This is a genomic window from Streptomyces sp. NPDC001407, assembly GCF_042895325.1.
Taxonomy (GTDB): domain Bacteria; phylum Actinomycetota; class Actinomycetes; order Streptomycetales; family Streptomycetaceae; genus Streptomyces.
In genome coordinates this window covers 71,223-96,803 of sequence record NZ_JBIAWF010000030.1, presented here as the reverse complement: position 1 = coordinate 96,803, position 25,581 = coordinate 71,223, and the positions used below count along the sequence as shown (strand labels likewise).

Annotated in this window: 19 protein-coding genes and 1 pseudogene; 5 read left to right on the top strand and 15 right to left on the bottom strand. The window is 72.2% G+C overall.

Annotated elements, in window-relative coordinates; translation table 11 throughout:
- Positions 1 to 146: 146 nt before the first annotated feature.
- Together ACFY1P_RS31045 and ACFY1P_RS31040 are read right to left on the bottom strand one after the other, a co-directional pair.
- Positions 147 to 1,022 carry an ABC transporter permease gene (locus ACFY1P_RS31045; RefSeq protein ID WP_390752499.1) on the bottom strand — a complete coding sequence of 292 codons (876 nt, stop codon included), beginning with the start codon at positions 1,020 to 1,022 and terminating at the stop codon, positions 147 to 149.
- A gap of 4 nt (positions 1,023 to 1,026) precedes the next feature.
- Positions 1,027 to 1,893 (bottom strand): ABC transporter ATP-binding protein, encoded by an 867-nt coding sequence (locus ACFY1P_RS31040; protein WP_361520802.1) that lies wholly within the window; start codon positions 1,891 to 1,893, stop codon positions 1,027 to 1,029.
- 236 nt (positions 1,894 to 2,129) lie between these two features.
- On the opposite strand from ACFY1P_RS31040, the gene ACFY1P_RS31035 reads away from it, so the two are divergent.
- Complete coding sequence (locus ACFY1P_RS31035) at positions 2,130 to 3,734, top strand: sensor histidine kinase (protein WP_361520799.1); 1,605 nt, start codon at positions 2,130 to 2,132, stop codon at positions 3,732 to 3,734.
- A complete protein-coding gene (locus ACFY1P_RS31030) occupies positions 3,735 to 4,412 on the top strand; it encodes a response regulator (protein ID WP_361520796.1) in 678 nt (225 codons plus the stop codon). It begins immediately after the preceding gene.
- 21 nt (positions 4,413 to 4,433) lie between these two features.
- On the opposite strand, the gene ACFY1P_RS31025 is transcribed toward ACFY1P_RS31030, so the two are convergent.
- The 4 genes from ACFY1P_RS31025 to ACFY1P_RS31010 all read right to left on the bottom strand — a co-directional run bounded on the left by ACFY1P_RS31025 (position 4,434) and on the right by ACFY1P_RS31010 (position 9,424).
- Positions 4,434 to 5,159, bottom strand: coding sequence for a response regulator (locus ACFY1P_RS31025; RefSeq protein ID WP_390752495.1), 726 nt, complete (start codon positions 5,157 to 5,159; stop codon positions 4,434 to 4,436).
- Between the two features lie 119 nt (positions 5,160 to 5,278).
- The gene (locus tag ACFY1P_RS31020; RefSeq protein ID WP_390752498.1) at positions 5,279 to 6,442 is read right to left on the bottom strand and encodes a sensor histidine kinase; all 1,164 of its coding nucleotides are present in this window, start codon (positions 6,440 to 6,442) and stop codon (positions 5,279 to 5,281) included.
- A gap of 28 nt (positions 6,443 to 6,470) precedes the next feature.
- Positions 6,471 to 6,959, bottom strand: a complete 489-nt coding sequence (locus ACFY1P_RS31015; RefSeq protein WP_390752494.1) for a DUF1453 domain-containing protein — start codon at positions 6,957 to 6,959, stop codon at positions 6,471 to 6,473.
- Between the two features lie 344 nt (positions 6,960 to 7,303).
- A complete protein-coding gene (locus tag ACFY1P_RS31010; RefSeq protein ID WP_361520787.1) occupies positions 7,304 to 9,424 on the bottom strand; it encodes a DNA topoisomerase IV subunit B in 2,121 nt (706 codons plus the stop codon).
- A 433-nt stretch (positions 9,425 to 9,857) separates the two neighbouring features.
- On the opposite strand from ACFY1P_RS31010, the gene ACFY1P_RS31005 reads away from it, so the two are divergent.
- A complete protein-coding gene (locus ACFY1P_RS31005; RefSeq protein WP_030260793.1) occupies positions 9,858 to 10,088 on the top strand; it encodes a hypothetical protein in 231 nt (76 codons plus the stop codon).
- A 340-nt stretch (positions 10,089 to 10,428) separates the two neighbouring features.
- Here ACFY1P_RS31005 and ACFY1P_RS31000 read toward each other — a convergent pair.
- The 7 genes and pseudogenes from ACFY1P_RS31000 to ACFY1P_RS30970 form a co-directional block, all read right to left on the bottom strand.
- Positions 10,429 to 11,232, bottom strand: a pseudogene (locus tag ACFY1P_RS31000) (S1 family peptidase); the annotation flags it as partial.
- A 186-nt stretch (positions 11,233 to 11,418) separates the two neighbouring features.
- A complete protein-coding gene (locus ACFY1P_RS30995; RefSeq protein ID WP_361520781.1) occupies positions 11,419 to 12,966 on the bottom strand; it encodes an RNA polymerase sigma factor in 1,548 nt (515 codons plus the stop codon).
- A 431-nt stretch (positions 12,967 to 13,397) separates the two neighbouring features.
- Positions 13,398 to 14,336, bottom strand: a complete 939-nt coding sequence (locus ACFY1P_RS30990; protein WP_361520779.1) for an FCD domain-containing protein — start codon at positions 14,334 to 14,336, stop codon at positions 13,398 to 13,400.
- Positions 14,337 to 14,497: 161 nt separating this feature from the next.
- Complete coding sequence (locus tag ACFY1P_RS30985; RefSeq protein ID WP_361520776.1) at positions 14,498 to 16,318, bottom strand: ATP-binding cassette domain-containing protein; 1,821 nt, start codon at positions 16,316 to 16,318, stop codon at positions 14,498 to 14,500.
- A 202-nt stretch (positions 16,319 to 16,520) separates the two neighbouring features.
- Positions 16,521 to 17,282 (bottom strand): NUDIX hydrolase, encoded by a 762-nt coding sequence (locus ACFY1P_RS30980; RefSeq protein ID WP_361520773.1) that lies wholly within the window; start codon positions 17,280 to 17,282, stop codon positions 16,521 to 16,523.
- Between the two features lie 89 nt (positions 17,283 to 17,371).
- Positions 17,372 to 19,411 (bottom strand): glycogen debranching N-terminal domain-containing protein, encoded by a 2,040-nt coding sequence (locus ACFY1P_RS30975; RefSeq protein ID WP_390752493.1) that lies wholly within the window; start codon positions 19,409 to 19,411, stop codon positions 17,372 to 17,374.
- Between the two features lie 125 nt (positions 19,412 to 19,536).
- Complete coding sequence (locus ACFY1P_RS30970; protein WP_361520768.1) at positions 19,537 to 20,928, bottom strand: DUF4192 domain-containing protein; 1,392 nt, start codon at positions 20,926 to 20,928, stop codon at positions 19,537 to 19,539.
- Positions 20,929 to 21,112: 184 nt separating this feature from the next.
- Between ACFY1P_RS30970 and ACFY1P_RS30965 the strand changes: the two genes are divergently transcribed.
- The gene (locus tag ACFY1P_RS30965) at positions 21,113 to 23,278 is read left to right on the top strand and encodes a RecQ family ATP-dependent DNA helicase (RefSeq protein WP_390752492.1); all 2,166 of its coding nucleotides are present in this window, start codon (positions 21,113 to 21,115) and stop codon (positions 23,276 to 23,278) included.
- Between the two features lie 225 nt (positions 23,279 to 23,503).
- Positions 23,504 to 24,088: a hypothetical protein gene (locus ACFY1P_RS30960; protein ID WP_361520765.1), complete on the top strand. Its 585-nt coding sequence runs from the start codon at positions 23,504 to 23,506 to the stop codon at positions 24,086 to 24,088.
- 85 nt (positions 24,089 to 24,173) lie between these two features.
- Here the strand turns inward: ACFY1P_RS30960 and ACFY1P_RS30955 are convergent, their stop codons facing one another.
- Together ACFY1P_RS30955 and ACFY1P_RS30950 are read right to left on the bottom strand one after the other, a co-directional pair.
- The gene (locus ACFY1P_RS30955; protein ID WP_390752491.1) at positions 24,174 to 24,797 is read right to left on the bottom strand and encodes a hypothetical protein; all 624 of its coding nucleotides are present in this window, start codon (positions 24,795 to 24,797) and stop codon (positions 24,174 to 24,176) included.
- Positions 24,798 to 24,856: 59 nt separating this feature from the next.
- Positions 24,857 to 25,558 (bottom strand): ribonuclease HII, encoded by a 702-nt coding sequence (locus ACFY1P_RS30950; protein ID WP_361520760.1) that lies wholly within the window; start codon positions 25,556 to 25,558, stop codon positions 24,857 to 24,859.
- Positions 25,559 to 25,581 lie beyond the last annotated feature (23 nt).

Below are 25,581 nucleotides of genomic sequence, written 5' to 3'. Positions count from 1 at the left end.
CAACGTTCTGTGGGCGATGATCCGAGACGGAGAGTGCTTTCACTCTTCACCCCCCGTCACGGGAGCAGCTTGACAACACGATTGGGAAGTTCCTTCGGGTGAGGGGGGGAGGGCGAGGGAGCGGCGGACCCTGGACGCCGGGCCCGTCAGTCGTCCGTCCCCGGCCGGCCCGCCTTCCAGCGGAACAGCCGCCGCTCCGCGAAGGTCAGCAGCCCCTCGGCCAGCAGCGCGACCACCGCGAGGATGACCATCGCGGCGTACACCCCGGCCGAGTTGAAGGTGTTCTGCGCGTTGGAGACGAGCAGCCCGATCCCCTTCGTCGCCCCGATGTACTCGCCGACGATCGCCCCGATCAGCGCGAACCCGAAGCTCACATGAAGGCTGGTGAAGATCCAGGACGTGGCGGACGGCACGACGACCTGAAGGGTCACACGGCGGTTGCTCGCGCCCAGGATGCGGGCGTTGGCGACGAGGTTGCGGTCCACCTCCCGCGCCCCCTGGAACGCGTTGAAGAAGACGGGGAAGAAGACCAGCACCACGGCCGAGGCGACCTTGGACGCGGGCCCCAGGCCGAACCAGATGAGGAAAATGGGCGCGAGGACGATCCTCGGCAGCGCGTTGAGAATCTTGATGTACGGGCCGAGGACGTCGGCCAGGAAGCGCACCCGGCCCAGCGCGATGCCGAGGGCCACGCCGCCCGTCACACCGATGACCCAGCCGAACAGCGCCTCGTAGAGCGTGTACCAGATCTGCTCGCCGAGCGAACCCTGCGCGGTGCCGTGCGCCGTCCACTGCACGATCTGGTCCCAGATCTCCGAGGGCATCGAGAAGTTGAAGGGATCGATCACCTTGTGACGGGACATCAACTCCCAGGCGCAGAGCACGACGGCGAGCAGCAGCACCCGCACTGCGAGGACCAGCAGCCTCCGGTGACGGGCGGCCTTGGCCCGGGCCTCCGTACGGCCCGTGGCGCTCTTCGGCGCGGCAGCCCGGGCGGGTACGACGGCGGAACCGGACGGAATCGACTCATGCGACACGCTCGGCACCCCTCTCCCGCGTGATGCGGACCTCTTCGCCGAGCGAGGACCAGATCTCGCGATAGATCTCGACGAACTCCGCCTCCAGACGGATGGATTCGACCTTCCGGGGCCGGGGCAGCCGGACGGGGAAGACCTCCTTGACGGTGGCCGGGCCGGCGGTCATCACGACCACCTTGTCGGCCAGCGCGATCGCCTCTTCCAGGTCGTGGGTGACGAAGACGACGGACGCGGCCGTTCCGCCGGGCCGCCCACCGCCCCACAGCTCCAGGAGCTCGTCGGACATCAGCGCGCGGGTCTGCACGTCGAGTGCCGAGAAGGGCTCGTCCATCAGCAGGATCGAGGGGTCGCCGACGAAGGTCTGCGCCAGTGCCACGCGCTTGCGCTGGCCACCGGAGAGCTGGTGCGGATAGCGGTCGGCGAAGGCCGCGAGACCCACCCGGCCGAGCCAGTCGAGGGCGCGCTCGCGCGCCTCCGCCTTCGGCACGCCGCGGAAGCGCGGGCCGGCCATCACATTGGACAGGACCGTGCGCCAGGGGAACACCGCGTCCTGCTGGAAGACGAACCCGACCTCCGGCCGGATCCCCGTCACGGGTTCACCGTCGACGAGCACCTCGCCCTCGGACGGCTCCTCCAGCCCGCTGACCAGGGTGAGGGTGGTCGACTTCCCGCAGCCGGTGGGCCCCACCACGGCGACGAACTCGCCGTGCTCCACGGTCAGGTCGAGATCACGCACGGCCGTGTGGCCTGCGCCCGAGGGGGTGCGGAACACCTTGGTGGCCCCTCGCAGTTCGATGGCCGGATTCCGGCCCGGTGGGGTTCCGCTGGGGGTAGCGTCGGTCGTCCCGCTGTTCATGGTGGTGCCTCCTGTGCCCGGCTCGTGTGCCCCGCGGTCCCTCGGGGCGGTGCTGGACGGTAGGCGCGGCGCACACCGCGCAGACAGCCTTGTGAGCGCTGTGCGGGTTGAGGGCACGAACCCTGTTCTGCTCGTTTTGCTCGCGGTAGAACAACAAAAGCGCTACGGAACCGGCCACTGGCCGGTCGTCCGGCTACGTTCTGGTGGCACCGCAGGACGAAACGAAAGGGACCCCTATGCGCCCCCGGTGGCCCCGCCGCGTCTTCGCCCAGGTGCTGCTCGCCCAGCTGCTGATCATCACCGGCGTCACCGGGCTGGCCGCCGGACTCTTCCTGGCGCCGCTCGGCGCGCAACTGGACGACCAGGCCGAGCGGCGGGCGCTGGCCATAGCGCAGGCCACCGCCGCCCAGCCCGGCATCGCCCGTGAACTGCTGGCCGAACTGCCCACCCCGCAGGGCCCCGTGCAGACCGCCGCCGAGCGCATCCGGCTGGCCACGGGTGCCAGCTATGTGGTGGTCGTCGACGTCCAGGGCACCCGCTACTCCCATCCCTCCCCCGCGCGGATCGGTGAGCGGGTCAGCACCGATCCCGGCAAGGTCCTGGGCGGGCAGGAGTGGAAGGGCATCGCCGAGGGCACGCTCGGCCGCTCCGCACGCGGCAAGGTGCCGTTGCGTGACAGCGAGGGCGCCGTGGTCGGCGCCGTGTCCGTGGGCATCGCCTACGACAACGTGCACGCACTGCTGGTCCACGCGGTGCCCGGCATCCTGCTGTACGCCGGTGCCGCTCTCGGGGCCGGGGCGCTGGCGGCACTCGCCGTCTCCCGGCGGCTGCGCAAGCGCACCCGCGGCATCGAACTCACCGAGATCTCCGCCCTGCTGGACGAGCGCGAGGCGATGCTGCACGGCATCCGCGAGGGCGTGGTGGCCCTCGACCGGCACGGCCGCGTACGGCTCGTCAACGACGAGGCCCAGCGGCTGCTCGGGCTCGGGCCGGACGCGACCGGGCAGCCGCTGGACGGCGTCCTGCCGCCCGGCCGGACCACGGACGTGCTGGCGGGCCGGGTGACGGGCACGGACCTGCTCACCGTCCGGGACGGGCGGGTCCTGATCGCCAACCGGATGGACACGGCCGACGGGGGCACGGTGGCCACCCTGCGCGACCGCACCGAACTGGAGCAGCTCCGCCGGGAACTCGACGGCACCCGCGGCCTGACCGACGCGCTGCGCGCCCAGGACCACGAGCACGCCAACCGGCTGCACACCCTCGTCGGGCTGCTGGAGCTGGAGCTGTACGAGGAGGCCGCCGACTTCCTGGCGGAGGTGACGGGCGCGCACCGGGCCACGGCCGAGCAGGTCGCCGAGCGGGTGCGCGATCCGCTGGTCGGCGCGCTGCTGGTGGGCAAGAGCGCGGTCGCGGCCGAACGCGGCGTGGCCCTGCGGGTGAGCCCGCGCACCCGGCTGCCCGACCGGGTGGTCGACCCCCGCGACCTGGTCACCGTCCTCGGCAACCTCGTGGACAACGCGCTGGACGCGACCGCGGGCCGGACCGACGAGGAACCGTTCGTGGAAGTGGAGCTGCGGGCCGCGGGCGCCGCACTGATCGTGCGTGTCACCGACAACGGACCCGGGATACCCGCCGCCGATCGCGAACTCGTCTTCGCCGACGGCTGGTCCACCAAGGAATCGCCACCGCACCGCCGCCGCGGACTCGGCCTCTCCCTCGTCAGAAGGCTGGCCGAACGCTACGGAGGCTCGGCGCGGGCGGATGAACGGGAAGGCGGCGGCGCGGTGTTCACCGTGAACTTGCCCGAAGCAGTGCGCTCACTCGAAGGGGTGAAGTAAATGATCGAGGTCCTGGTGGTGGACGACGATTTCCGCGTCGCCGAGATCAACGCCGCGTACGTCGCGCGCGTACCCGGCTTCCATGTCGGCGCCAAGGTCCACTCCGCGGCCCAGGCCCTGGCCGTGCTCGAACAGGGCGGCATCGACCTGATGCTCCTGGACCACTTCCTGCCCGACGAGACGGGGCTGTCCCTGGTGCGCCGGATGAGGCAGCGCGGCCACCTCACCGACGTGATCATGGTGACGGCCTCCCGGGACGTCGCGACCGTGCAGGCGGCGATGTCCTTCGGCGCCCTGCAGTACCTGGTCAAGCCGTTCACCTTCCCCGGGCTGCGAGTGAAGCTGGAGGCGTACGCCCAGCTGCGCCGGACCCTGGACGACGCGCACGAGGCCGGCCAGGACCAGGTCGACCGCATCTTCGGCACCCTGCGCACGGCGGCCACCAGCGCTCCCTTGCCGAAGGGGCACTCCGCGCCCACCGCCGAGCTGATCCGCCGGGTGCTCTCGGACGCGGCGCGGCCGCTGTCGGCCCACGAGGTCGCCACCCGCGCGGGCCTGAGCCGCTCCACCGCGCAGCGCTACCTCAAACGCCTGGAGGAATCCGGCAGACTCCGCCTCACCCTCAAATACGGCGAAACCGGCCGCCCGGAACACCGCTACGCCTGGACATCCCGCTGATTCCCCATACTTGACTGCCCGTCAACTCCCGCGCGGATCCGGCGGCACCACGATCCCGTAGCGGAAGGCGTACCGCACGGCCTGCGCCCGGTCCCGCACTCCCGTCTTGGCGAAGAGGTTGTTGATGTGCGTCTTGACCGTCGCCGTACTGACATGCAGCCGACGGGCGATCTCGGCGTTGGACAGCCCCTCGGCGACCAGCGACAGCACCTCCGCCTCACGCCCCGTCAGCCCGTCCGGCAACTCCCGGCGCGGCGGCGCACCGGGGCCGGGGTCACCGACGGGTGACCCCGCGGCGGCCGTGCGATCCGGGGAGCCACCTTCGCCGGGCGCGGAGAGCCGCTCCAGCAACCGGCGCTGGATATTGGGCGAGAGCCCCGCCTCCCCCGACATCACATGCCGCACCGCCCGGACGATCTCCTCCCCACCGGCGTCCTTGGTGAGATACCCGCGCGCCCCGGCCCGGAGCGCGGGAAAGAGCGAGTCGTCATCGCCGTAGGTGGTCAGGATCACGACCTGGGTCGACGGGTGCTCGTCACGAATACGGCGGGTCGCCTCCACCCCGTCGCACCGCGGCATCCGGAGGTCCATCAGCACCACGTCCGGGGCGAGTTCGGCCACCATGCGCACCGCTTCATGGCCATCGGCCGCGGCCCCCACGACCTCGATCCCCGGCAGCAGCCCCAGCAGTATCACGATCCCCTCGCGCACGACGGTCTGGTCGTCCGCCACCACGACCCGCGCCACGTCGCGCCGTCCGGCACCCCCTGCCCCGACCGGTCCCGGAGCCCCGACGGCCCCTTCCCCGGGCGCATCCTGCGCACTCTGAGGGCCGTCCACTCCTTCCGCCCCGACCGCACCGTCCGTCATGCCGGCACCCGCAAACGCACCACGAAGCCCTCCTGTCCAGGTCCGGCCGGTCCGGCCTCCAGCGTGCCGCCGAGCAGCTCGGCGCGCTCCCGCATCCCCAGCAGACCGTACCCGGCACCGGACACGGCGAGGTCTCCGGAATCCACATGCCCGCCCCTGTCACGGACCCACAGCTCCACCTCACCCTCCAGATAGGTGAACCTCATCTCCACATCGGCACCGGGCGCGTGCTTGCGGACATTGGTCAGGGCCTCCTGGGCGACCCTGCGCACCGTCAGCCCAGCCTCCGCCGAAAGGCCCCGGGGCTCCCCCGTCACCTCGAAGCGCGCTCCTTCGGACGCGGACGCATCGCTGAGGAAGTCCTCGACGCGGGTCATCTCGCCGCGCAGCGCGGACAGCGCCTGCCGGGTCTCGGCCAGCCCCTCGCGTGCCATGCCCCGGGCCGCCACCACCCGCTCCAGGATCCGCTGCCGGTCCTCCCCTCTCTCGATGAGCAGCCGCGCCGCCTCCAGGTGCACCATCTGCGCGGAGAGGCTGTGGGCGAGCACGTCATGGATCTCGCGGGCGATCCGGGCCCGCTCGGCGAGGGCCGCGGACTCGGCCTCCGCCCTGCGCGCCGCCTTCTCCTGGGCCAGCAGCCGGAACCCGGCCCCTCGCGCCTCCTCGTCCAGCCGCAGCGCGTATCCCAGGACCGGCAGCCCCAGCGCCGTCAGGGCGGCGACGGTCGGCCGGTCCGTGCTCGCCAGACCGTACGACCCCATGGCGACCACGGAGACGGCCACTCCGTACAGCATCGGGAGCCGCTCCATCGCGACGAGCGCGCACAGGCACCAGAGCACCGCCGCGGGAGTGTGCACCCCCGCCGCCTGGGAGCCCACGCCGACCGCGTAGAGCACCGCCAGCACCCCCAGGGACGGCCACAGCCGCTGGGCGAGCGTCGTGCCGTAGTACACCCGGATCCCGGCGACACAGATGATCAGGCCCACGGTCAGGGCGACGAATCCCCACCCGTGCAGCAAGTGGTCGCTCAGCACCCCCCACAGGACCAGGCCGAGCAGGGACAGCCGCACCACCCAGCTCATGACCTGGCGCCGCAGTGGCACTCCCATCCGGGAGAGCGCCTCACGGGCCGGCCACTCGGTCCACTTCTCCATCGGCACGTGAAGTCCCTCCGCCGCGACGCGCGTCTCAGCCACCGGCAGGGATACCGTACGCCGGGCGGAAGCCCTGGGCCCGGTGTGCCAGCACCCCGGAACGGGCCAGGAGCATGGCCGCCATGGTCACCATCGTCGCGGAGCCGCCCTGGTGGACCCCGGCCAGCGCCCCCAGACCGTAGAGCGCGACGCGCAGGGCCGCTCCGCCGAGCCATATCGCGGCCGTGGCCTTGCCGCCCTGGGCCCAGAGGGCCCCGGACCCGTCGAACCATATTCGGGTGGTCCAGGCCCACGCGGCGCCGGTGGCGAGCCCCGCCAGCACCCCGCCGGCCAGCAGCCCCACGGACGCCACGCGGTGCCCGGCATCGATCAGTCCCGGCTGCCGGACGGCCAGGACGACGAGCACCGTGGGGAGGACCCACCAGCGCCGGGCGTCGTCCATCATCTTGTGCGGCCTCGTCTGCCGGACGAGCACGGTCGCGCAGACCGCGACGATCACTGCGACATCGATAAAGCCGGACATGGGGCGGGCCTCCGCGGAGCGTGGACGAGCGCGAACGATTCAACGCATCCGACGCTACGGATCCGGCTCACGGCCGGGATCGGACCACGGGTGGGCTTCGGGTGGAGCCCGGGTGGAGATCGCTCTCCACCCGGGGGTGGAGAGCCCGCGCCGACGCCCAGCCCTCTTCCGCACACAGCACGGCTTCCGCACGGGGCGCAGCCGCCCGACCGCTGCCGCGCTTGGCTCCCCTCGGACAGGCGAGCGCCGGCACGTCTCCCTCCCGCCGGACATGCCGTCGCCGGCACGGCGCCTGCCGGAGGGAGATGCCCCGGCAGGCGACGCGGTCCGTCACCGTCGATGCGTCAGGCGTCGATGCGCGAGCGGTCCAGCGTGGCGGCGGAGTTGGTGATGAACTCCTTGCGAGGGGCCACCTCGTTGCCCATCAGGAGGTCGAAGGCGCGCTCCGCCGCTTCCAGATCGCTGATGTTGATGCGCCGCAGCGTGCGATGGCGCGGGTCCATCGTGGTCTCCGCGAGCTGGTCGGCGTCCATCTCACCCAGGCCCTTGTAGCGCTGGATGCCGTCCTTGTAGCGGACGTTCTTCCGCTCCAGCTCCAGCAGCGTCTGCCGCAGCTCGTTGTCGGAGTAGGTGTAGATGTACTTGTCCTGCCCCTTCTTGGGCTGGATCAGCTCCACCCGGTGCAGCGGCGGCACCGCCGAGAAGACCCGGCCTTCCTCCACCATGGGCCGCATGTAGCGCTGGAAGAGGGTCAGCAGCAGGCAGCGGATGTGCGCGCCGTCCACATCGGCGTCGGCGAGGAAGATGACCTTGCCGTAGCGCGCCGCGTCGATGTCGAAGGTCCGGCCGGACCCCGCTCCTATCACCTGGATGATCGCGCCGCACTCGGCGTTCTTGAGCATGTCGGAGACCGACGACTTCTGGACGTTGAGAATCTTGCCGCGGATCGGCAGCAGCGCCTGGAACTCGGAGTTGCGGGCCAGCTTCGCCGTGCCGAGCGCCGAGTCGCCCTCGACGATGAACAGCTCGCTGCGCTCGACGTCGTCACTGCGGCAGTCGGCGAGCTTGGCCGGCAGCGAGGAGGACTCCAGCGCCGTCTTCCGCCGCTGAGCCTCCTTGTGCTGCCGGGCGGCGATGCGTGTACGGGCCGCGGCGACGACCTTCTCCAGCACCGCCCGCGCCTGCTGCTTGGCATCGCGCTTGGTGGAGGTCAGGAACGCCTTGAGTTCCTTGGCGACCACGTTCGCCACGATCCGGGAGGCGGCCGAGGTGCCCAGGACCTCCTTGGTCTGCCCCTCGAACTGCGGCTCCGCCAGGCGGACCGTCACGACGGCCGTGAGGCCCTCCATGGCGTCGTCCTTGACGACGTCGTCCTCGGCGACCCGCAGGAGCTTCGAGGACCGGAGCGCCTCGTTGACCGTCTTGGTGATCGAGCGCTCGAATCCGGCCACGTGCGTGCCGCCCTTGGGGGTGGCGATGATGTTGACGAAGGACTTCACCGTCGAGTCGTAGCCCGTGCCCCAGCGGAGGGCGATGTCCACGCCGAGCTCGCGGGTGACCTCGGTCGGGGTCATGTGCCCGCGGTCGTCGAGGACCGGAACGGTCTCCTTGAAGGTGCCCTGGCCGCTCAGCCGCAGCACGTCGCACACGGCCTTGTCCTGCGCGAGGTACTCGCAGAACTCGCTGATGCCGCCGTCGTAGCGGAACGTCTCCTCGGTGCCTTCCGCGCCGTCGAGACCCCGCTCGTCGCGCACCACGATGGTCAGACCCGGCACGAGGAAGGCGGTCTGCCGGGCGCGGCCGTAGAGCGTCTCCAGGGAGAGCTTCGCGTCCTTGAGGAAGATCTGGCGGTCCGCCCAGTAGCGGACACGGGTGCCGCTGCGGGTCTTGGGGACCTTCTTGGTCTTGCGGAGGCCGCCGGCCGGGTCGAAGGGCGCGTCCGGGCCGGACTCGGTGAAGATGCCGGGGACGCCGCGCCGGAAGCTGACCTCGTGGGTCCGGCTGTTCCGGTCCACCTCCACGTCCAGCCGGGCGGAGAGCGCGTTGACGACGGAGGCGCCCACGCCGTGCAGGCCGCCGGAGGCCGCGTACGAGCCGCCGCCGAACTTGCCGCCCGCGTGCAGCTTGGTCATCACGACCTCGATGCCGGAAAGCCCGGTCTTGGGCTCGACGTCCACGGGGATGCCGCGGCCGTTGTCCCGGACCTCCACCGACCCGTCGTCGTGGAGGATCACCTCGATCCGGTCGCAGAATCCGCCCAGGGCCTCGTCGACGGAATTGTCGATGATCTCCCAGAGGCAGTGCATCAGGCCACGGCTGTCGGTGGAGCCGATATACATACCGGGACGCTTGCGAACGGCCTCGAGACCCTCGAGGACGAGCAGGTGCCGCGCGGTGTAGTTGGATCCGTCCCGGTCTGCCCCGGTCAGCAACGCAGTGGACGGCACGGACATATCGGCGGTCACGCGGTTCGCTCCTCGCTGAATTTCTTTTTCGGCCCGGTCGGGCGCGGTCATGGCTCGGTCGCCGTTCAGAGGGTACCGAGGCCTGGTAGAGCCTTTGCGCAGCCACCCGTAGGAATGCCCATGCTAGTCCAGAGTCGATCACGCGTTCGATGACACGATGGAGTGACGTGCACATCACGTTCCCTTGGAGGCATGAACCATTTAGGCTCCGGGCACGTCCTCAAGAACAACCCGGCAAGCCGGCCGGGCAGGACCAAAGACCCCCAGCGACGTGAAACCGTAAGCCCACGCAATACGGCTCATTCGCCGCCAACCGTCAAGATCCGGCCCACTCGGAAGGAACTTTCGAGGAAAAGCCTCGAGCGGGAACGTTTTCGGCCTGGTTGGATGTTGACCCTGGTACGACAGCTCGTCGAGCTAGAGAAGAGGCGACGTGACTACTGTTCTGACCCCCGCGAGCCCGCTGACGGCCGCTGACCGCTGCGACCGGTGCGGCGCTCAGGCTTACCTGCGCGTCGTTCTCATGAGCGGCGGCGAACTGCTCTTCTGCGCCCACCACGGGCGTAAGTTCGAGCCAGAACTCAAGAAGATCGCCGCGGAGATACAGGACGAGACGGAGCGGCTCACGGCCTCTCCGGCGTCCGCGTCCGACGAGGACCGTTGAGTCCGCAATGGAACGCTGACACATCGCATCCGACGACGAGCGAGGTCCGGCCATCCAGGGCCGGGCAGCGGCGGGCGACCACTCCCATCACGGGGGGAGGTCGCCCGCTCTCGTGTCCGCACCCACTCCACCAGGCCCCGTCACGGACTCACCGCCGCCTTGCCGACCGCGCCCTGGCGTGATGGCGCACGCCCTTCGGGACAGCCCGCGACATGAGCTTCTGGATGCCCGGAGGCAGCTGCAGCAGAGGCTCGGTCCGCTCCGGCTCCGGGGGCGCCGTCCGGACGGGCGGGTCGACCGCCTGAGCGGCGGCTGAAGCGGCTTGCTTCGCCCCTTCGGTCACACGTGCCGACACCAGTGACCTGACCGCCGAGATGCGCGTATAGACCCCTGGATGGCCCTTCTGGGCGCAACCACTGCCCCAGGACACCAGCCCGATCAGCCGCCCCCGCGCGACCAGCGGCCCACCGCTGTCGCCCTGGCAGGCGTCCTTGCCGCCGTCCGGCAGCCCGCCGCACAGCATCGAACCCCGGCGGTAGACACCCTCCGCGCTCCCCGGGTACGCCCGCTCGCACAGGGCGTCGTCCAGCACGACCAGCCTGGCGGTGCGGAGGGTCTCCGAGTAGGTGCCGTCGCCGTACACGTCGCCCCACCCGTAGACCATGGCCGGCGTGCCCGTCCGGTACACCGGGTCGCCCGACTGCGCCATCGGGAGGACGCGGCCCCCGGGCACCGGCTCCTTGAGGGTGAGCACGGCGACGTCGCCCGCGTTGGTCCCGGCGTCGTACGCCGGGTTCACCCAGGTGTCGCGGAGCTCCAGCTCGTAGCCGGTCACCCCGCGCAGATCGTCCCGGCCGCTGATGATCCGGAGGTCCTTCGCCTCGCTCACGTCCATCCCGAGCACTTCGTGGCTCAGACAGTGAGCCGCCGTGATGACCGTCCTGGGGGCCACCACGACGCCGCCGCAGAACTGCCCCGACCGGGCGACCCCGAACCGCTGGCGGCTCGCCAGAGCCACGGCCCAGGGCGCCTCCGAGGCCCGCACGGACTGCCCGCCGATGATCCCCCGGTCCGCCGCTGCCGGAGCAGGGGCCGCGAGCAGCAGCGCGAGGGCGCCTGCCAGCGGATAGCTCAGGGAACGCATACGGTCTCCTGACGGTGCGGAGTTCCTTGCACACCCAGGGTCAACCCGCGCGGCGATCACCGCATCCCGAAGCCGGACGGGCGTACTCCGAATTCGCGCCCGGCTCCCCCGGAAAGCCCGAAGGCCCGGCACCTCCACGAGGGAGGGCCGGGCCTTCGGGAACTGCTGATTCGACGGTTCCGTCCGTCAGTCCAGGTAGTCGCGGAGCACCTGGGAGCGGGACGGGTGACGCAGCTTCGACATCGTCTTCGACTCGATCTGACGGATGCGCTCACGCGTCACCCCGTAGACCTTGCCGATCTCGTCGAGGGTCTTCGGCTGACCGTCGGTGAGACCGAAGCGCATCGAGACGACGCCCGCCTCACGCTCGCTGAGCGTGTCCAGGACGGAGTGCAGCTGCTCCTGGAGGAGGGTGAAGCTGACGGCATCGGCAGGCACGACCGCCTCGGAGTCCTCGATGAGGTCACCGAACTCGCTGTCGCCGTCCTCACCCAGGGGGGTGTGGAGGGAGATCGGCTCGCGGCCGTACTTCTGGACCTCGATGACCTTCTCGGGGGTCATGTCGAGCTCCTTGGCCAGCTCCTCCGGGGTGGGCTCACGGCCCAGGTCCTGGAGCATCTGGCGCTGGACACGCGCGAGCTTGTTGATGACCTCGACCATGTGCACCGGGATGCGGATGGTGCGGGCCTGGTCGGCCATCGCGCGCGTGATGGCCTGGCGGATCCACCAGGTCGCGTACGTCGAGAACTTGTAGCCCTTGGTGTAGTCGAACTTCTCGACGGCGCGGATCAGACCGAGGTTGCCCTCCTGGATGAGGTCCAGGAAGAGCATGCCGCGGCCGGTGTAGCGCTTGGCCAGGGAGACCACCAGTCGGAGGTTGGCCTCCAGCAGGTGGTTCTTGGCGCGGCGCCCGTCCTCGGCGATGATCTCCAGCTCGCGCTTGAGCTTGGGCGCGAGCTTGTCGGAGTTCGCCAGCTTGTCCTCTGCGAACAGACCCGCCTCGATGCGCTTGGCGAGCTCGACCTCCTGCTCGGCGTTGAGGAGGGGGACCTTGCCGATCTGCTTGAGGTAGTCCTTGACCGGGTCGGCGGTGGCACCGGCCACGGCGACCTGCTGCGCGGGCGCGTCGTCCTCGTCCTCGTCGGACAGGACGAAGCCCTTGTTCTCGCCGGTCTCGTCCTCTTCCTCGCCGCCCTTGCCCGGGGTGGGGGTCTCGTCGACGAGCTCGTCCTCGAGCAGCTCGTCGGCATCCTTCTTGGAGGCGGTCTTCTTGGCCGCCGTCTTCTTCACGGCGGCCTTCTTGGCCACCGTCTTCTTCGCCGCCGCCTTCTTGGTGGCGGCCTTCTTCACGGGCGAGCCCACGGCGTCGTCACCGTCGCCGTACGCGTCCGCGGCGGACGTCGCGGACGCGGTCTGGCGTGCCGTGACCGTCTTGGACGCCACGGCCTTGGTGGCGGTGCGCTTCGCCGGGCTCTTCGCTGCGACGCTCTTGCGGGTGCGCTTGGGCGCCTCGGCGGCACTGACCATCAGCGTCACACCCTCCTCGTCGAGGACCTGGTTGAGGCTGCGCAGAACATTCTTCCACTGGGTTGGCGGAATCTGGTCAGCCTCGAAGGCCCGACGCACGTCGTCGCCGGCGATCTGCCCCTCGGCCTTTCCCTGCTCGATGAGCGCCATCAGAGACTCGGATTCGGCGATCTCCGGCGGGAGCGTACGGGATGTGCTGGCCGACACGAACAACCTCTCGGAACGATGGAAACGGCTTTCGGCCCCGGCTCCCTCTGGACGAGGAACCGGTTCCGACGACCGCCGGCAAGGATGAACCGGCGGCGCGGGTGGTGAATGCAGAGGGACTCAGCGCGCTCGAACGAGGCCTGTATTCCTTCCGCGGCTGCCACCTCTTTAGTCATCGCACTGCCTCAAAGAGCGTTACGCCCAATCCTCGTGGCCCGAGTCACACCCCATAAGGGATATAAGGCCACTTCAGCGGACAGAACACCCCGATGCGCCCCCGCCCGAGTTCCGGGGGCGCCATGTGCCGTTCGTCCACAACGGCTCGCGCGGGCGACCCGGACGTGTGGCCGTACGCGCGAGCCGTGGGTACGGTCTCGCGCATGCGGCCCCGTCCGTGCGACCAGCCGGCGCCGTTCCGCTCTTCCGTGCGGTCAGTGCTCGCGAGGGGCCGGCACCACGCGCTCGACGTCCGGGTGGGCGACGAGCAGCTGACGCATCGCGGCTTCCGCCCCGGCGGCATCCCCCGCACCCACGGCGTCGACGATCCGGAGGTGATGACCCACACCCGCTTCCGTGGGGCGGTCACAGCCGCCCGACTGCGCGCCCGAGACATGCAGGGCGGAGGAGACGATGCCCGCGAGGTGCTCCAGCATGCGGTTGCCCGCGACCTGGAGCAGCAGCGAGTGGAACTCCGAGTCGGCGCGCGAGAAGGTGAGCGAGTCGCCCTGCGCGAGCGCGTGGCCCATGATCTCGGCCATGTCGGCGAGGCGCTGCTGGACGTCCTCGCGGCCGTGACCGGCGGCGAGCCTGGCGGCGAGCGGCTCGATGGTCCAGCGGAGCTCGCAGAGCTCGCGGCGCTGGTCCTCGCGCTGGGGGCCGAAGGCCCGCCACTCGATGATGTCGGGGTCGAGCAGGTTCCAGTCGCTGACGGGGCGGACCCGGGTGCCGACGTTGGGCCGGGCGCTGACCAGGCCCTTGGCCTCGAGGACGCGCAGGGACTCGCGGACGACGGTGCGAGAGACCTCGAACCGCTGGCCGATCTCCTCGGGGACGAGCGGACGGTCGGCTCCCAGATCGCCGGAGACGATCATCTGGCCGAGCTGCTGGACGAGCTGGCCGTGCAGCCCTCGGCCGCGGCTGCCGGCCGCGCGGCGGCCGGCCCGGCTCAGCTCCGCCTCACCGTCCCAGGCAGGCGAGGCCCCGCGGTCGACCCCTGGGGTCTCCGCGTAGGGGTAACGGTCTAGCTCGCCCGGGCCTGCGAGGCCGGTGTCGGCGGGGCGAGCCGCGGTCATCATGGTGTGCGCAAGGGTACTCACGCCTCCTTTGTCGGCGACACCTCGAAGTCCCTTGAGGTCTTTGGTGAAAAGCACACGAAAGGGTGATCGCCCATTACCTCACAATTGACGTCCAAATGGACAGAACCGGGCACTCTTCGGGGTGGCGTAACTGCGGAGCGTGACGATGTTGGCGTCTGGCGCCCTTTCGGATTCCGGAGCGTGAGCGCGGCGGTGTGAGCACCCGGCGCGCGCCGTCATCTCGGCCTCCCCCGGAACACGGTGAGGACGTACGCACCCAGCAGTCCCGCGAGCGACAGCGCGAGCGCCCAGCCGACGGGCTGGGCCACCAGTTGCAGGGCCGCCGAGAGTCCGGTGTCCATCTCGGACGGCCACTGGACGACGGCGGCCGCACGCAATCGCTCCGGCAGCCCGATGAGGGACCGGGCGGCGGGTTCGGCCAGCACGCTGCCGAGGAGCGGCATCACGAGGGTCGGCACAGCCAGCACCGCGACCAGCCCCAGAGCGGTGGAGCGGAACAGTCCGCCGGCGAGGAGACCGGCCCACGCGCAGCCGAGTGCCAGACAGGCACAGCCTGCGAGGCCGACGGCCCAGCCCGCGGGAGCGACGACCGCGTCGTCGCCGTACAGCAGCCGCACCACGACCGCGTCGAGCAGCACCGCGACGAGCGCGAGGAGCACGGCGGCGGCGCCGGTGACCGCGAGCTTGGCCCCGAGCAGGCCGAGCCGGCGCGGGACGGTGCCCTGGTCCGGCGCCAGGGCGGGGTAGCGGAACTCCTGGCCGAAAGAGAGCGCTCCGATGAACCCGGCGCCGAACGCCGCCGGCGGCAGGGGCAGGAGGGTCGGCCAGCCGGTGAACAGGCGTGGCTCCGGGGCTCCGGTGCGGGCCAGCAGCACGGCGGCGAGGAGCGAGGCGCCGAGGGTGGCGGCCGTCACGATCCAGCCGGTCGGGGCCCCGGTGGCGCGGCGCAGTTCGTACCGCAGGGGCCAGACGGGATCGGGGGCCGGGAGACGCGGCAGCGGGCGGGGCACGATGACGGGCCGGACGGCCGGGCCGGACGCTTCCTCGACGTCCTGCCCGCCCGGTGTTTCACCGGGCGGGGCTTCGGGAGGAACCTCTTGACCGGGCCCGTCCCGGCGGCCGTCGGCGCGCGCCAAGGGGCTCACGGGGCCGGTGTCACCGGTCTCCTCGGTCAGGCGGTGGACGAGGATGCCGTGCCGGTAGGCTGCCTCCCCGACGGCCGCGCAACTGCTGCCGTAGACCGACAGCCTGCCGCCGCCCTCGTGCACGACCTCCATGGGCGGCTTCCCCGGGGGCGTCTCCACGGTGTCGGCCTCGGCCTCCAGGAGGTGGGCGAGGCGGGGTGCGAGCGGTGACCGCACCACGACGCGGGGGCGCAGCCGGGTTCGGGCGAAGGCGGCGGCCGCTTGGTCGGCGACGAGGCGTCCTTGGTCGATGGTGACGACCTGGTGCGCGATGCGCGCGGCCTCGGAGGCGTCGCGGGAGGTGACGAGGACGGCGCCGCCCTGCTCCGCGAAGCCGCGCAGCACGCCGTGGAGCCACGCGGTCTCGCGAGGGGAGAGCTCGTGCGCGGGCTCGTCGAGGACCAGGGTGTGCGGGTCACCGAGCAGCGCGGCGGCGATGCCCAGCCGGCGGTCCATGCCCCGCGAGAAGGCGTCGAGGCGCTGGTCCGCAAGGCCGGTGAGCCCGACGACCTCCAGCACCTCGTCGGCGCGGCGTACCGGCACACCGGCGGCGGCGCTGAGCATGCGCAGGTGACTCCGGGCGGTACGGGCGGGATGGCCGGGGACGTCGCCGAGGAGCACCCCGATCTCCCGCATGGGGTGGGCGATGTGGTCGAGGGTGCGGCCGCGGAAGAGGGCGACGCCGCGGCCGGGGTCGAGCCGCAGCATGAGCCGCAGGGTGCTGGTCTTGCCCGCGCCTTCCGCTCCGAGGAGGACGGTCACCCGTCCGGGGCGCGCTTCGAAGGTGATGTCGTCGACGGCGGGAGGCTGGTCGCGGCGGGGGGCGCTCGTCAGTCCGATGGCCTGGATCATGGCTTCTCCCGCAGGGCGTGAGACGGCTCGGCGGCGCGGCCGGCGACCGGCCCGGGGCGGCCCGGGCCGGGCGGACCCGAGGGATCGCACGGCGCGCCGGGTCGCGAGGACGTACGGCAGCACCGTAACCCGATATGCCCGAATTGATCCGCAATGGCGGCAGTTGACCACCCGTGTCCCGCCGTGCGAGCGACCGCGCCTCCTACGCCTCCGGTCGCAGCATCGGCGGGTTGAGCACCGTGGCCCCGCCGGCCCGGAAGAGCTGTGCGGGGCGCCCGCCCTGACGGGTCGTCGTCCCTCCTGTGGGCACGAGGAAGCCAGGGGTGCCCGTCACCTTGCGGTGGAAGTTGCGCGGGTCCAGGGCGACGCCCCACACCGCCTCGTACACCCGGCGCAGCTCGCCGACGGTGAATTCCTGCGGACAGAAGGCGGTGGCCAGCGAGGAATACTCGATCTTGGAACGGGCGCGCTCCACGCCGTCCGCGAGGATCCGGGCGTGGTCGAAGGCCAGCGGGGCCGCCTGCTCGCCTTCGCGGCCGTGAACCGCCTCCTGGTCGAGCAGATCCTCCACCGGCGCCCAGCGCACGCTGCGCGCGTCGCCGCCGGCCCGCGGGGCGGGCAGGTCGGGGGCCAGCGCGAGGTGCGCCACGCTGACCACCCTCATGCGAGGGTCGCGCTTGGGATCGCCGTAGGTGGCGAGCTGTTCGAGATGGGCGGCGTTGGGGAGTGCGGGCCCCGCCGGATCGTGGGCGTGCAGGCCCGTCTCCTCGGCCAGCTCCCGTGCGGCGGCGGTCGCCAGATCCTCGTCGCCCCGGACGAAGCCGCCCGGCAGCGCCCAACGGCCCTGGTACGGAGGCTCGCCGCGGCGGACGGCCAGGGCGCACAGGGCGTGGCGACGCACCGTGAGCACGACCAGGTCGACGGTGACAGCGAAGGGCGGAAAGGCCGACGGGTCGTAGGGCATGACGCGATCATAGTCGTCTGCTTGACGATAAACAGGGTCTTGCGGGCGGACCGGACGCGCCCCCTCGGACACCCTCACGCGCGCCACCCTCACACTCCGAGCTGCAGACCATCAGGCGCTTCCTCGACCATACCGAGCCCCATCCTGCTGATCCGTACGGCGAACGGCTGCTCAGCGATGCGCAGCCCGGTGAACCGCAAGGCTCCCAACGGCGCGGTGTGCAGCGGCCGGACCGCCACGGATCCGGCAGGCACATCGGGACGGACACCGGCGAGCGCGGTCAGCAGCTGCACCGCGCCTGCCGCGGCGACAGCCGCAGGCCGGCATGCCGCCGGGTGCGGCAGCGGCGTGCTGCCGGTGGTGCGCTGCTCCCCCGCGTACATCTCGGGCAGGCGGTGGCCGAAGGCATCGGCCGCGTCGATCACACCACGCAGCAGTGCGCCTGCTTCTCTCTCGTAGCCCGCTGCCGCCAGCCCCGAGACGGCGACTGCGGTCTCGTGCACACGCACGGCGCCGCTGCGGTGCCCGAACGGATTGTGTCCGGGCTCCTTGGCCCCCAGGCTGCGCAATCCCCAGCCGGAGTCGAGAGCAGGACCGCCGAGCAGCCGGGCCACTTGCTCGGTCTGCACCTTGTCGAGGAGTCCCGGGGCGTGGACCCCGGCCGCGAGCAGGCCCGTGTCGAGGAGATGCGCGGCGGCGCTCCCCAGGTGCGGTATCCGCTGTCCCTGGGGGGTGAGGGCGGCGGCCGGGCGGCCACCGCTCGGATCCTCGACCCAGAATTCCTCACGGAACCGGCGGCGAAGTCCGGCCGCCCAGCTCCGCCATTCCTCCGCTCCGGGCCTGCCGCAGGCCTCCAGCAGATCGGCGCCCAGGAGGGCCGCCCGGTGCGCGTGTGCCTGCACTTCGCAGCGGTACGGCCCCCGGGGCAGGGGGTCGGCGAGGTAGCCGTCTTCGCCCACCGCCGTGCGCAGCCACCCCAGGCACCGCTCGGCGGCGGGCAGCAGCGCTTCCGTCTCCCTGTCCGGGAGCCCCCACCTTCTGGCCTCGGCGAGCACTGCGGGGAACAGCAGGGTGGCCTCGATGCCCGTACACCCCGGGGGCAGGTGGGCCCCCGCGTGGCGCAGTGCGCCAGGGATACGTCCGCCGTCCGGGCCGGGGCCGGGGAGCTGGGTGCGCGCCAGGGTGCGCAGCGTGCCCGCCGCCAGCCGGACGCCGAGCGGCAGTGTCATACGGGCCGCCCACAGCCCCTCGGCGGGAGCCAGGGCGCAGCGCCAGGGGATGCCCGCGGCGAGGTGGGCGTCCCCCGGGTACGCGGGGTCGCGCACCAGCAGGGCACGGAGATCGTCCAGGGCGGCGGCGAGCAGGGCCCCGGCCCGTGGGTCGTCGCCCTCCGCCTGCGCGTCGCCCCAGCAGGCCGCCCCCGTGCGGCCCCAGGATGCCGATGCCTCGGGGGCACGCGTTCCGCCGGGCTGCTCGGCGAGCACCCGCAGCTCAATGCTCCGGCTGCTTCCCGGGGCCACGTCGACGTCCCAGCACAGCAGGCCCGCGGAGGCCAGGGCGTCGTCCGGCGGAGGGTCGGCCATGACGGCCGACTGCGAGCCGGGCGCCGACCACCGCAGCCCGGAGGCATGCACGGCGGCGGGGATCTCGGCTCCGGCCAGGCCCGCCGCTGCCGCGCCCAGTTCGGCCAGGTCGGTACCCAGCGACACCTCCACGCGGAGGCTCAGAGGGCGGACTGCGGTGCTGCGCAGGACGATGCGCTCGACCCCCTCCGCCGTGCGCAGCCGTTCCACGGTGACGGCCGGATCGGGACCGGAGTCGGCGGCGGTGCGCACGGTGCCCACGAAGCGGGCGCGGTCCGCGGTGAGCAGCCGCCCCTGCACGGGCAGCGGTTCGGCGCCCGCTACCCGTACGAGACATCGGGCGAGGAGACGCCTGCCGCTCCGGTAGAACCCGTCGAGGCCCTGGCCGGTCATCTGCCCGTGTTCGCCGGAGATGGCGAGGGCAGGCAGCGCTACGCAGATGAGCGCGGAGTGGACGGGCTGTGGGCCGTGCGCGCGGAGCGCGCCGGTGCGTGGGGGCGGTGCGGGGCGGCGGGTCGGCTGATCATGGGGGGCGATGCGTTGCACTTGTCTGCACTCCCCTGCGGGTGTCATGGGCCGGGTCGACGGGCAGCGTTTGCGGCCACCCGGATGAACGGTGCCGGGCCCGCCGAAGTCACGGTGCGGGCCACGCACCTCCCTTGTCGCGAGGGTCACTGGGGGCGGTCCTGGCTGCTGCGGGCGCCCTGCTGTCCCCCTGTCCGCCGGGTGCGCGCCCTTCCGGCGGGACCGGTCGGGCCGCCGGGCCGGGTCTTCGCTGTCGGCTTTCCCGCCCTGGTCCGGCGTCGCGCCGCCTCGGGACCGGGCGGAGCGTCCGCCCTGGCCCCGGCCGCGGCGTTTGCCCGGCTCTCCTCCTTCTCGACGGCCTGGCGCAGTGCGCGGTCGGCCTGTTCCGCGCGCAGGCAGCGGCGCAGCGGTTCGGGGTCGAGGCCCTCGTTGCAGGCACGGTGGAGAAGCTGCGCGAAGAGGTATTCCGGATCGAGGCGCAGGGCCCGCCCCAGGGCGACCCTGGCTTCGAGCTTGTCGCCGGCCGACCAGGCGACCCAGCCGGCGAGGGTGACGGGGGCGGCGGCGTGCTCGGCGTACGGCGGCACGCAGCGGCGGGCGAGGGCGCGCCAGAGCCGCAGCGCGGCCGGTACGTCCGGGCCTTCCATCCACTCCGCCGCGCGGTCCCGCGTGACGCGGTCCTGCAGGCCGATGATGATCGCCGCTGTTTCCTGTGCGGTGAGAAGGGTGTCGTCGCGGGCGTCGGATTCCGGTCGGCCGCCCAGCGCGGCGGTCTCCTGGAACCTGCCCATGGCCGACCGGATCAGATCCAGGGTTTCCCGGCGCACGGTCTCGCAGTCGGCGCCGCGGAGGATGCGGGGCACCAGGGCCATCGCCGCCGCGTCCAGTGCCTGGGTCTGCTCTTCTGCGCGGGCTCCGGTGAGGGGTGCGTACCGCGCTTCCATCTGGCTGAGGGAGCCGCGCATCTCCATGCCCGCGTAGGTGGCGGCCGCCGCCATGACCGAGGTGCCGGGGGTCGCGAGGGGTGTGCCGTCGGCGGGGCAGCAGCGCGGGTCGGGACAGCAGTAGGACCAGAAGCGGCCGTCGGAGATGCACAGCGCCTCGTGCACGGGCATGGCGAACCGGCCGCACGCGTCACGCAAGGACCGGGCGAGCGGGCGAAGCCGCTCCATCACCTCCCGCGCCGTCTCACCCGAGGCCGGGTCCTGGCACAGGAACAGGACGACGCCGTCGGGGCGGGCTCCGCGCTTGTTGCTTCCGGTGACGAGGGTCTCGGCGAGCTGGTCGCAGATCTCGGGCCATTCCTCGCTGGTGTGGGGAATGCCGAGCCTGAGCCGGCCGCCGAATCGGCCGCGCGCGCCGTGGAGCGCGACCATGACGACACTGTCATCTGGGACAAAACCCAACAAATACGGCAGAGCGTCGGCCAGTTCGGCGGGGCTTCGTAGGGTGACCTCCTGCTCCGCGTGAGGGCTCGTGGAGCCGGACGCGGCGGCGGACGAGGAGAACGGGTGGGCTGAGTCACTGTGCTTGGTCATGGCCCGAGAGTCCCGCGACTGCGTGGCAGCCCACCAGCCCTGTGGATAACCGCCGCATATTGTCGTACGAATCTTGTGGATGGCGGCTCTCCCGAGCGGGGCGCGGTTCTCGGCGTCGTCCACGTTTTCCACAGGTTCGTGGCCGCGGTCGCGCGATGTCAGTGCCCTCGTGTTGCATGGGGGCATGACCAACGAAGACCTCCGCACCTCGGCCGACACCGTCCTGGCCCGTCTCGTCGGAGACACCACGGGCGCCGCGAGACTGCGCGAGGATCAGTGGCGCGCGATCGAAGCACTGGTCGCCCACCATCGCCGCGCGCTGGTCGTCCAGCGGACCGGCTGGGGCAAGTCGGCCGTGTATTTCGTCGCGACCGCGCTGCTGCGCGAGCGCGGCAGCGGTCCGACGGTGATCGTCTCGCCGCTCCTCGCCCTGATGCGCAACCAGGTGGAGGCCGCCGCCCGGGCCGGTATCCACGCGCGCACGATCAACTCCGCCAATCCCGAGGAATGGGACACCGTTCAGGCCGAGGTCGCGGCCGGCGCCGTGGACGTGCTGCTCGTGTCGCCGGAGCGTCTCAACAACCCCGACTTCCGGGACAATGTGCTGCCCAAGCTCGCCTCCACCACCGGCCTGCTGGTCGTCGACGAGGCCCACTGCATCTCCGACTGGGGCCACGACTTCCGCCCCGACTACCGCCGCCTGCGCACCATGCTCGCCGATCTGCCGCCCGACGTGCCCGTGCTCGCCACGACCGCCACCGCCAACGCGCGTGTCACCGCCGATGTCGCCGAGCAGCTGGGCACGGGCGAGACCTCGGAGGAGGCGCTCGTCCTGCGCGGGCCGCTGGACCGGGAGAGCCTGAGCCTGAGCGTCCTGCAACTGTCCGACGCCGCCCACCGGCTGGCCTGGCTCGCCGACCACCTCGGCGAGCTCCCGGGGTCCGGCATCATCTACACCCTCACCGTCGCCGCCGCCGAGGAAGTGACGGCGTTCCTGCGGCACCGGGGCCACGTCGTCGCCTCGTACACCGGCAAGACCGAGAACGCCGACCGCCAGCAGGCGGAGGAGGACCTGCTCGCCAACCGCGTCAAGGCGCTGGTCGCCACCTCCGCGCTCGGCATGGGCTTCGACAAGCCGGACCTGGGGTTCGTCGTCCACCTGGGATCGCCGTCGTCCCCCATCGCCTACTACCAGCAGGTGGGCCGCGCCGGGCGCGGAGTGGAGCACGCGGAAGTGCTGCTGCTCCCGGGCCGCGAGGACGAGGCCATCTGGAAATACTTCGCGTCCCTCGCCTTCCCCTCCGAGGACCAGGTGCGCCGCACCCTCGACGTGCTGGCCGCGTCGGACCGGCCGGTTTCGCTGCCCGCCCTGGAGCCTCAGGTGGAGCTGCGGCGCTCCCGCCTGGAGACCATGCTCAAGGTGCTCGACGTGGACGGCGCGGTGCACCGGGTGCGCGGTGGCTGGACGGCGACCGGCCGGCCGTGGGCGTATGACGCCGAGCGCTACGCCTGGGTCGCCCGGCAGCGCGAGGCCGAGCAGCAGGCCATGCGGGAGTACGCCACCACCACGGGATGCAGGATGGAGTTCCTGCGGCGACAGCTCGACGACGAGGGCGCCACCGCTTGCGGACGCTGCGACAACTGCGCGGGGCCCCGTTTCACCGCCGAGGTCTCCGCTGCCGCGCTGGACGCGTCGCGGGGCGAACTGGGACGGCCCGGTGTCGAGCTCGAGCCCCGGCGGATGTGGCCGACGGGGATGCCCGCCGTCGGCGTGGATCTCAAAGGCCGTATCCCCGCGGGGGAACAGGCCGCCACCGGCCGGGCCCTCGGCCGGCTCTCAGACATCGGCTGGGGCAACCGGCTGCGGCCGCTGCTCGCTCCAAATGCGCCGGACGGTCCCGTTCCGGACGATGTGGCCGACGCCGTGGTGACAGTGCTCGCCGACTGGGCCCAGGGCCCGGGCGGTTGGGCCGGCGGCGCACCCGACGCGACCGCCCGGCCGGTGGGCGTCGTCACGCTCGCCTCCCGCACCCGGCCCAAGCTGATCCAGTCGCTCGGCGAGCACATCGCCAGGATCGGGCGGATGCCGTTGCTGGGCACGGTCGAGTACCAGGACACGGAAGCGGACACCCACCTGCCGCGCACCAACAGCGCCCAGCGACTGCGGGCTCTGGACGGGGCGTTGACCGTGCCGCCCGCTCTCGCGACGGCCCTGGTCTCGGCGGACGGCCCTGTGCTGCTCGTCGACGATCTGGCGGACACGGGATGGACGCTGGCCGTGGCAGCGCGGCTGTTGCGCCGAGCGGGGGCGAAAGGCGTACTCCCCCTGGTTCTGGCGGTACAGGGATAGGCGCGCGTGACGGGCCGGGAGGCTGGGCAGGGATAGGGGCGCGCACAGCACCGGGTGGGGGCGCGGTGGCGCCAATTGATCGTTGCCGCGCACCGGCGCAGCCGGGAGAATCGGACGTGCTCCCGCCCCCGCCCGCCCATGGCCCGGCGGACTGCCGTGGCGGCGCGCGCCCTTGCCCGACGCCCCGCCCGCGCCCCCCGTGGGCACGCAGACGAAGGGAGGATCATGACCTTCGGCTTCGCTCCGCCGCCCGCCGACTCCGGCCCCCGGCTGGGCCGCTCGCTGGAGCCCGCCGAGTGGGCCGCGGCAGGGATCCCCTTGCTGCGGAACCCGCGCGAACTGATCACCGGCCTGCACGCGCGTCACCTGCCCGCGCCGTCGACAGCGGTCGTCGCCGTCCTCGATCCGGACGAACGGCTCGCTGCGAGCGCCTCCTTCACCAGACAGCCCGCCTCGGCCGACGGCTGGGAGCTCCGCAACGCGCTCCTCGCGCAGTTACGTCAGGTGATCCCGCACGACCTCCGGCGCCGCACCCCGGTCCGCACGGCCGTGCTCCTCTACTGCCGGTCGGGCGAGGCCCGTTGGACGGAAGAGGACGGCGCGTGGATGTGGGGCCTGCGTGACGCCTGCACCCTGCACGGCCTGCGCTGCGGCGCGTATATCACGCTGACCACGAGCGGCTGGCAGATACTCGGTGAAGGCCGCAGCGGGCGGCGTCCGCGTTCGCCCATGTGCCGCACCGCGCCACCGGTATCCGGAATCACAGTCTCCGAGACGCGGCACGCACTGCACGGCACCGCGGCCGGCTGACGGATGCGGCCCGAGGGCGGCAGACCGGGCACGGACCCCGCGGTCACCGCCGCCTCCAAGGCCGGGTGACCGCCGGGTCCGCGCCTCAGACGCCTGCCGGGAGCAGGGAGTTGACCCGCTGAGGGTCGGCGCAGACGATGAGCAGCGCGCCGGCGCGGCCCAGGGCGGCAGACAGGGCGCCGTTCACCACGGCGTCCGCGCCACCGTTGACCGCGACGACCACGACCGGGCGACGCCCGACGCGGTCCGCCTCGGCGCTCGCGTAGAACACGTCGTCGCCGGCGTCGTGCTGCGCCCAGTAGGACGCCTCGCCGAAGGACAGCTCGTGCACGGCCCACGGGTGCGGGTCGCCGGTGGTGAGCACCAGGATCTCGCCGGGCTCACGACCGGTGTCGAGCAGCAGGTCGACGGCCTCGTCCGCGGCGTCCAGCGCGCCCTGCGCGGAGGCCGGGATCAGCTGGACCTGCGGAACCGCCGCCGGGGCCGGGGCGGGTGCGGTGGGGGCCTGGGCCTGCGTCACCGCGGCACGCGGGGACGGGACCGGGACCGGACCACGGTGGGAGCCGGGGCTGCCGGGCCGCACCGGGACCGGACGGGGGCCGGGGCCAGGGACAGAACGGGGGGTCGGCGCGCCGCGGCCGGGGGCCGGAACTGCGCGGGGACCCGGGACACTCTCGGGAATCTGAGGCTCCTCGGGGATGAGAGGCATGAGTTGATGTTTATCAAACGCCTGTGCGGGTCGCATCGGCGGGTGGCGGCCGGTGCCGCTCAGAAGTCGAAACCGAGTTGGCCACCGGCCTCCAGAGCAAGTGCCTCAGGGGTGCTGCGCACCCGCTTGAGGTGCTGCCACCTGGGCAGCGCGTCGAGATAGGACCAGGACAGCCGGTGGTGCGGGGTGGGGCCCAGCGCCTCCAGGGCGGCGCGGTGCACCGGCGAGGGGTATCCGGCGTTGTCACCGAAGCCGAAGTCGGCACACGCGGCGCCCAGTTCGGTCATCATGGCGTCACGCCGCACCTTGGCGATCACCGAGGCGGCGGCGACGACCACGCAGGACTGATCGCCCTTGATGACCGTGCGGACCCGCCAGGGATCGCCGAGGTAGTCGTGCTTGCCGTCGAGGATCACCACGTCCGGCCGTACGGGCAGGGCGTCCAGGGCGCGGGTGGCCGCCAGTCGCAGCGCCGCCGTCATGCCCAGTTCGTCGATCTCCTGTGGGGAGGAGTGCCCGAGCGCGTGAGCGGTGACCCAGTTCTCCAGCTCACCCGCGAGTGCCGTGCGGCGCTTGGGTGTGAGCAGTTTGGAGTCGGTGAGCCCCTCCGGGGGCCGGCGCAGACCGGTGACGGCCGCGCACACGGTGACCGGTCCGGCCCAGGCTCCGCGGCCGACCTCGTCGACTCCGGCGACGACCTTGGCTCCGGTCGTGGCGCGCAGGGAGCGCTCGACGGTGTGGGTAGGCGGTTCGTACGGCATGGCGCCAGCAAGCGTACGCCCCC

Excerpts from the sequence above, each read along its gene's own strand:
- ACFY1P_RS31040 (WP_361520802.1), bottom strand. The coding sequence starts at position 1,893 with ATGAACAGCGGGACGACCGACGCTACCCCCAGCGGAACCCCACCGGGC.
- ACFY1P_RS31035 (WP_361520799.1), top strand. The coding sequence starts at position 2,130 with ATGCGCCCCCGGTGGCCCCGCCGCGTCTTCGCCCAGGTGCTGCTCGCC.
- ACFY1P_RS31030 (WP_361520796.1), top strand. The coding sequence starts at position 3,735 with ATGATCGAGGTCCTGGTGGTGGACGACGATTTCCGCGTCGCCGAGATC.
- ACFY1P_RS31015 (WP_390752494.1), bottom strand. The coding sequence starts at position 6,959 with ATGTCCGGCTTTATCGATGTCGCAGTGATCGTCGCGGTCTGCGCGACC.
- ACFY1P_RS30985 (WP_361520776.1), bottom strand. The coding sequence starts at position 16,318 with ATGATCCAGGCCATCGGACTGACGAGCGCCCCCCGCCGCGACCAGCCT.
- ACFY1P_RS30980 (WP_361520773.1), bottom strand. The coding sequence starts at position 17,282 with ATGCCCTACGACCCGTCGGCCTTTCCGCCCTTCGCTGTCACCGTCGAC.
- ACFY1P_RS30970 (WP_361520768.1), bottom strand. The coding sequence starts at position 20,928 with ATGACCAAGCACAGTGACTCAGCCCACCCGTTCTCCTCGTCCGCCGCC.
- ACFY1P_RS30965 (WP_390752492.1), top strand. The coding sequence starts at position 21,113 with ATGACCAACGAAGACCTCCGCACCTCGGCCGACACCGTCCTGGCCCGT.
- ACFY1P_RS30960 (WP_361520765.1), top strand. The coding sequence starts at position 23,504 with ATGACCTTCGGCTTCGCTCCGCCGCCCGCCGACTCCGGCCCCCGGCTG.
- ACFY1P_RS30955 (WP_390752491.1), bottom strand. The coding sequence starts at position 24,797 with ATGCCTCTCATCCCCGAGGAGCCTCAGATTCCCGAGAGTGTCCCGGGT.
- ACFY1P_RS30950 (WP_361520760.1), bottom strand. The coding sequence starts at position 25,558 with ATGCCGTACGAACCGCCTACCCACACCGTCGAGCGCTCCCTGCGCGCC.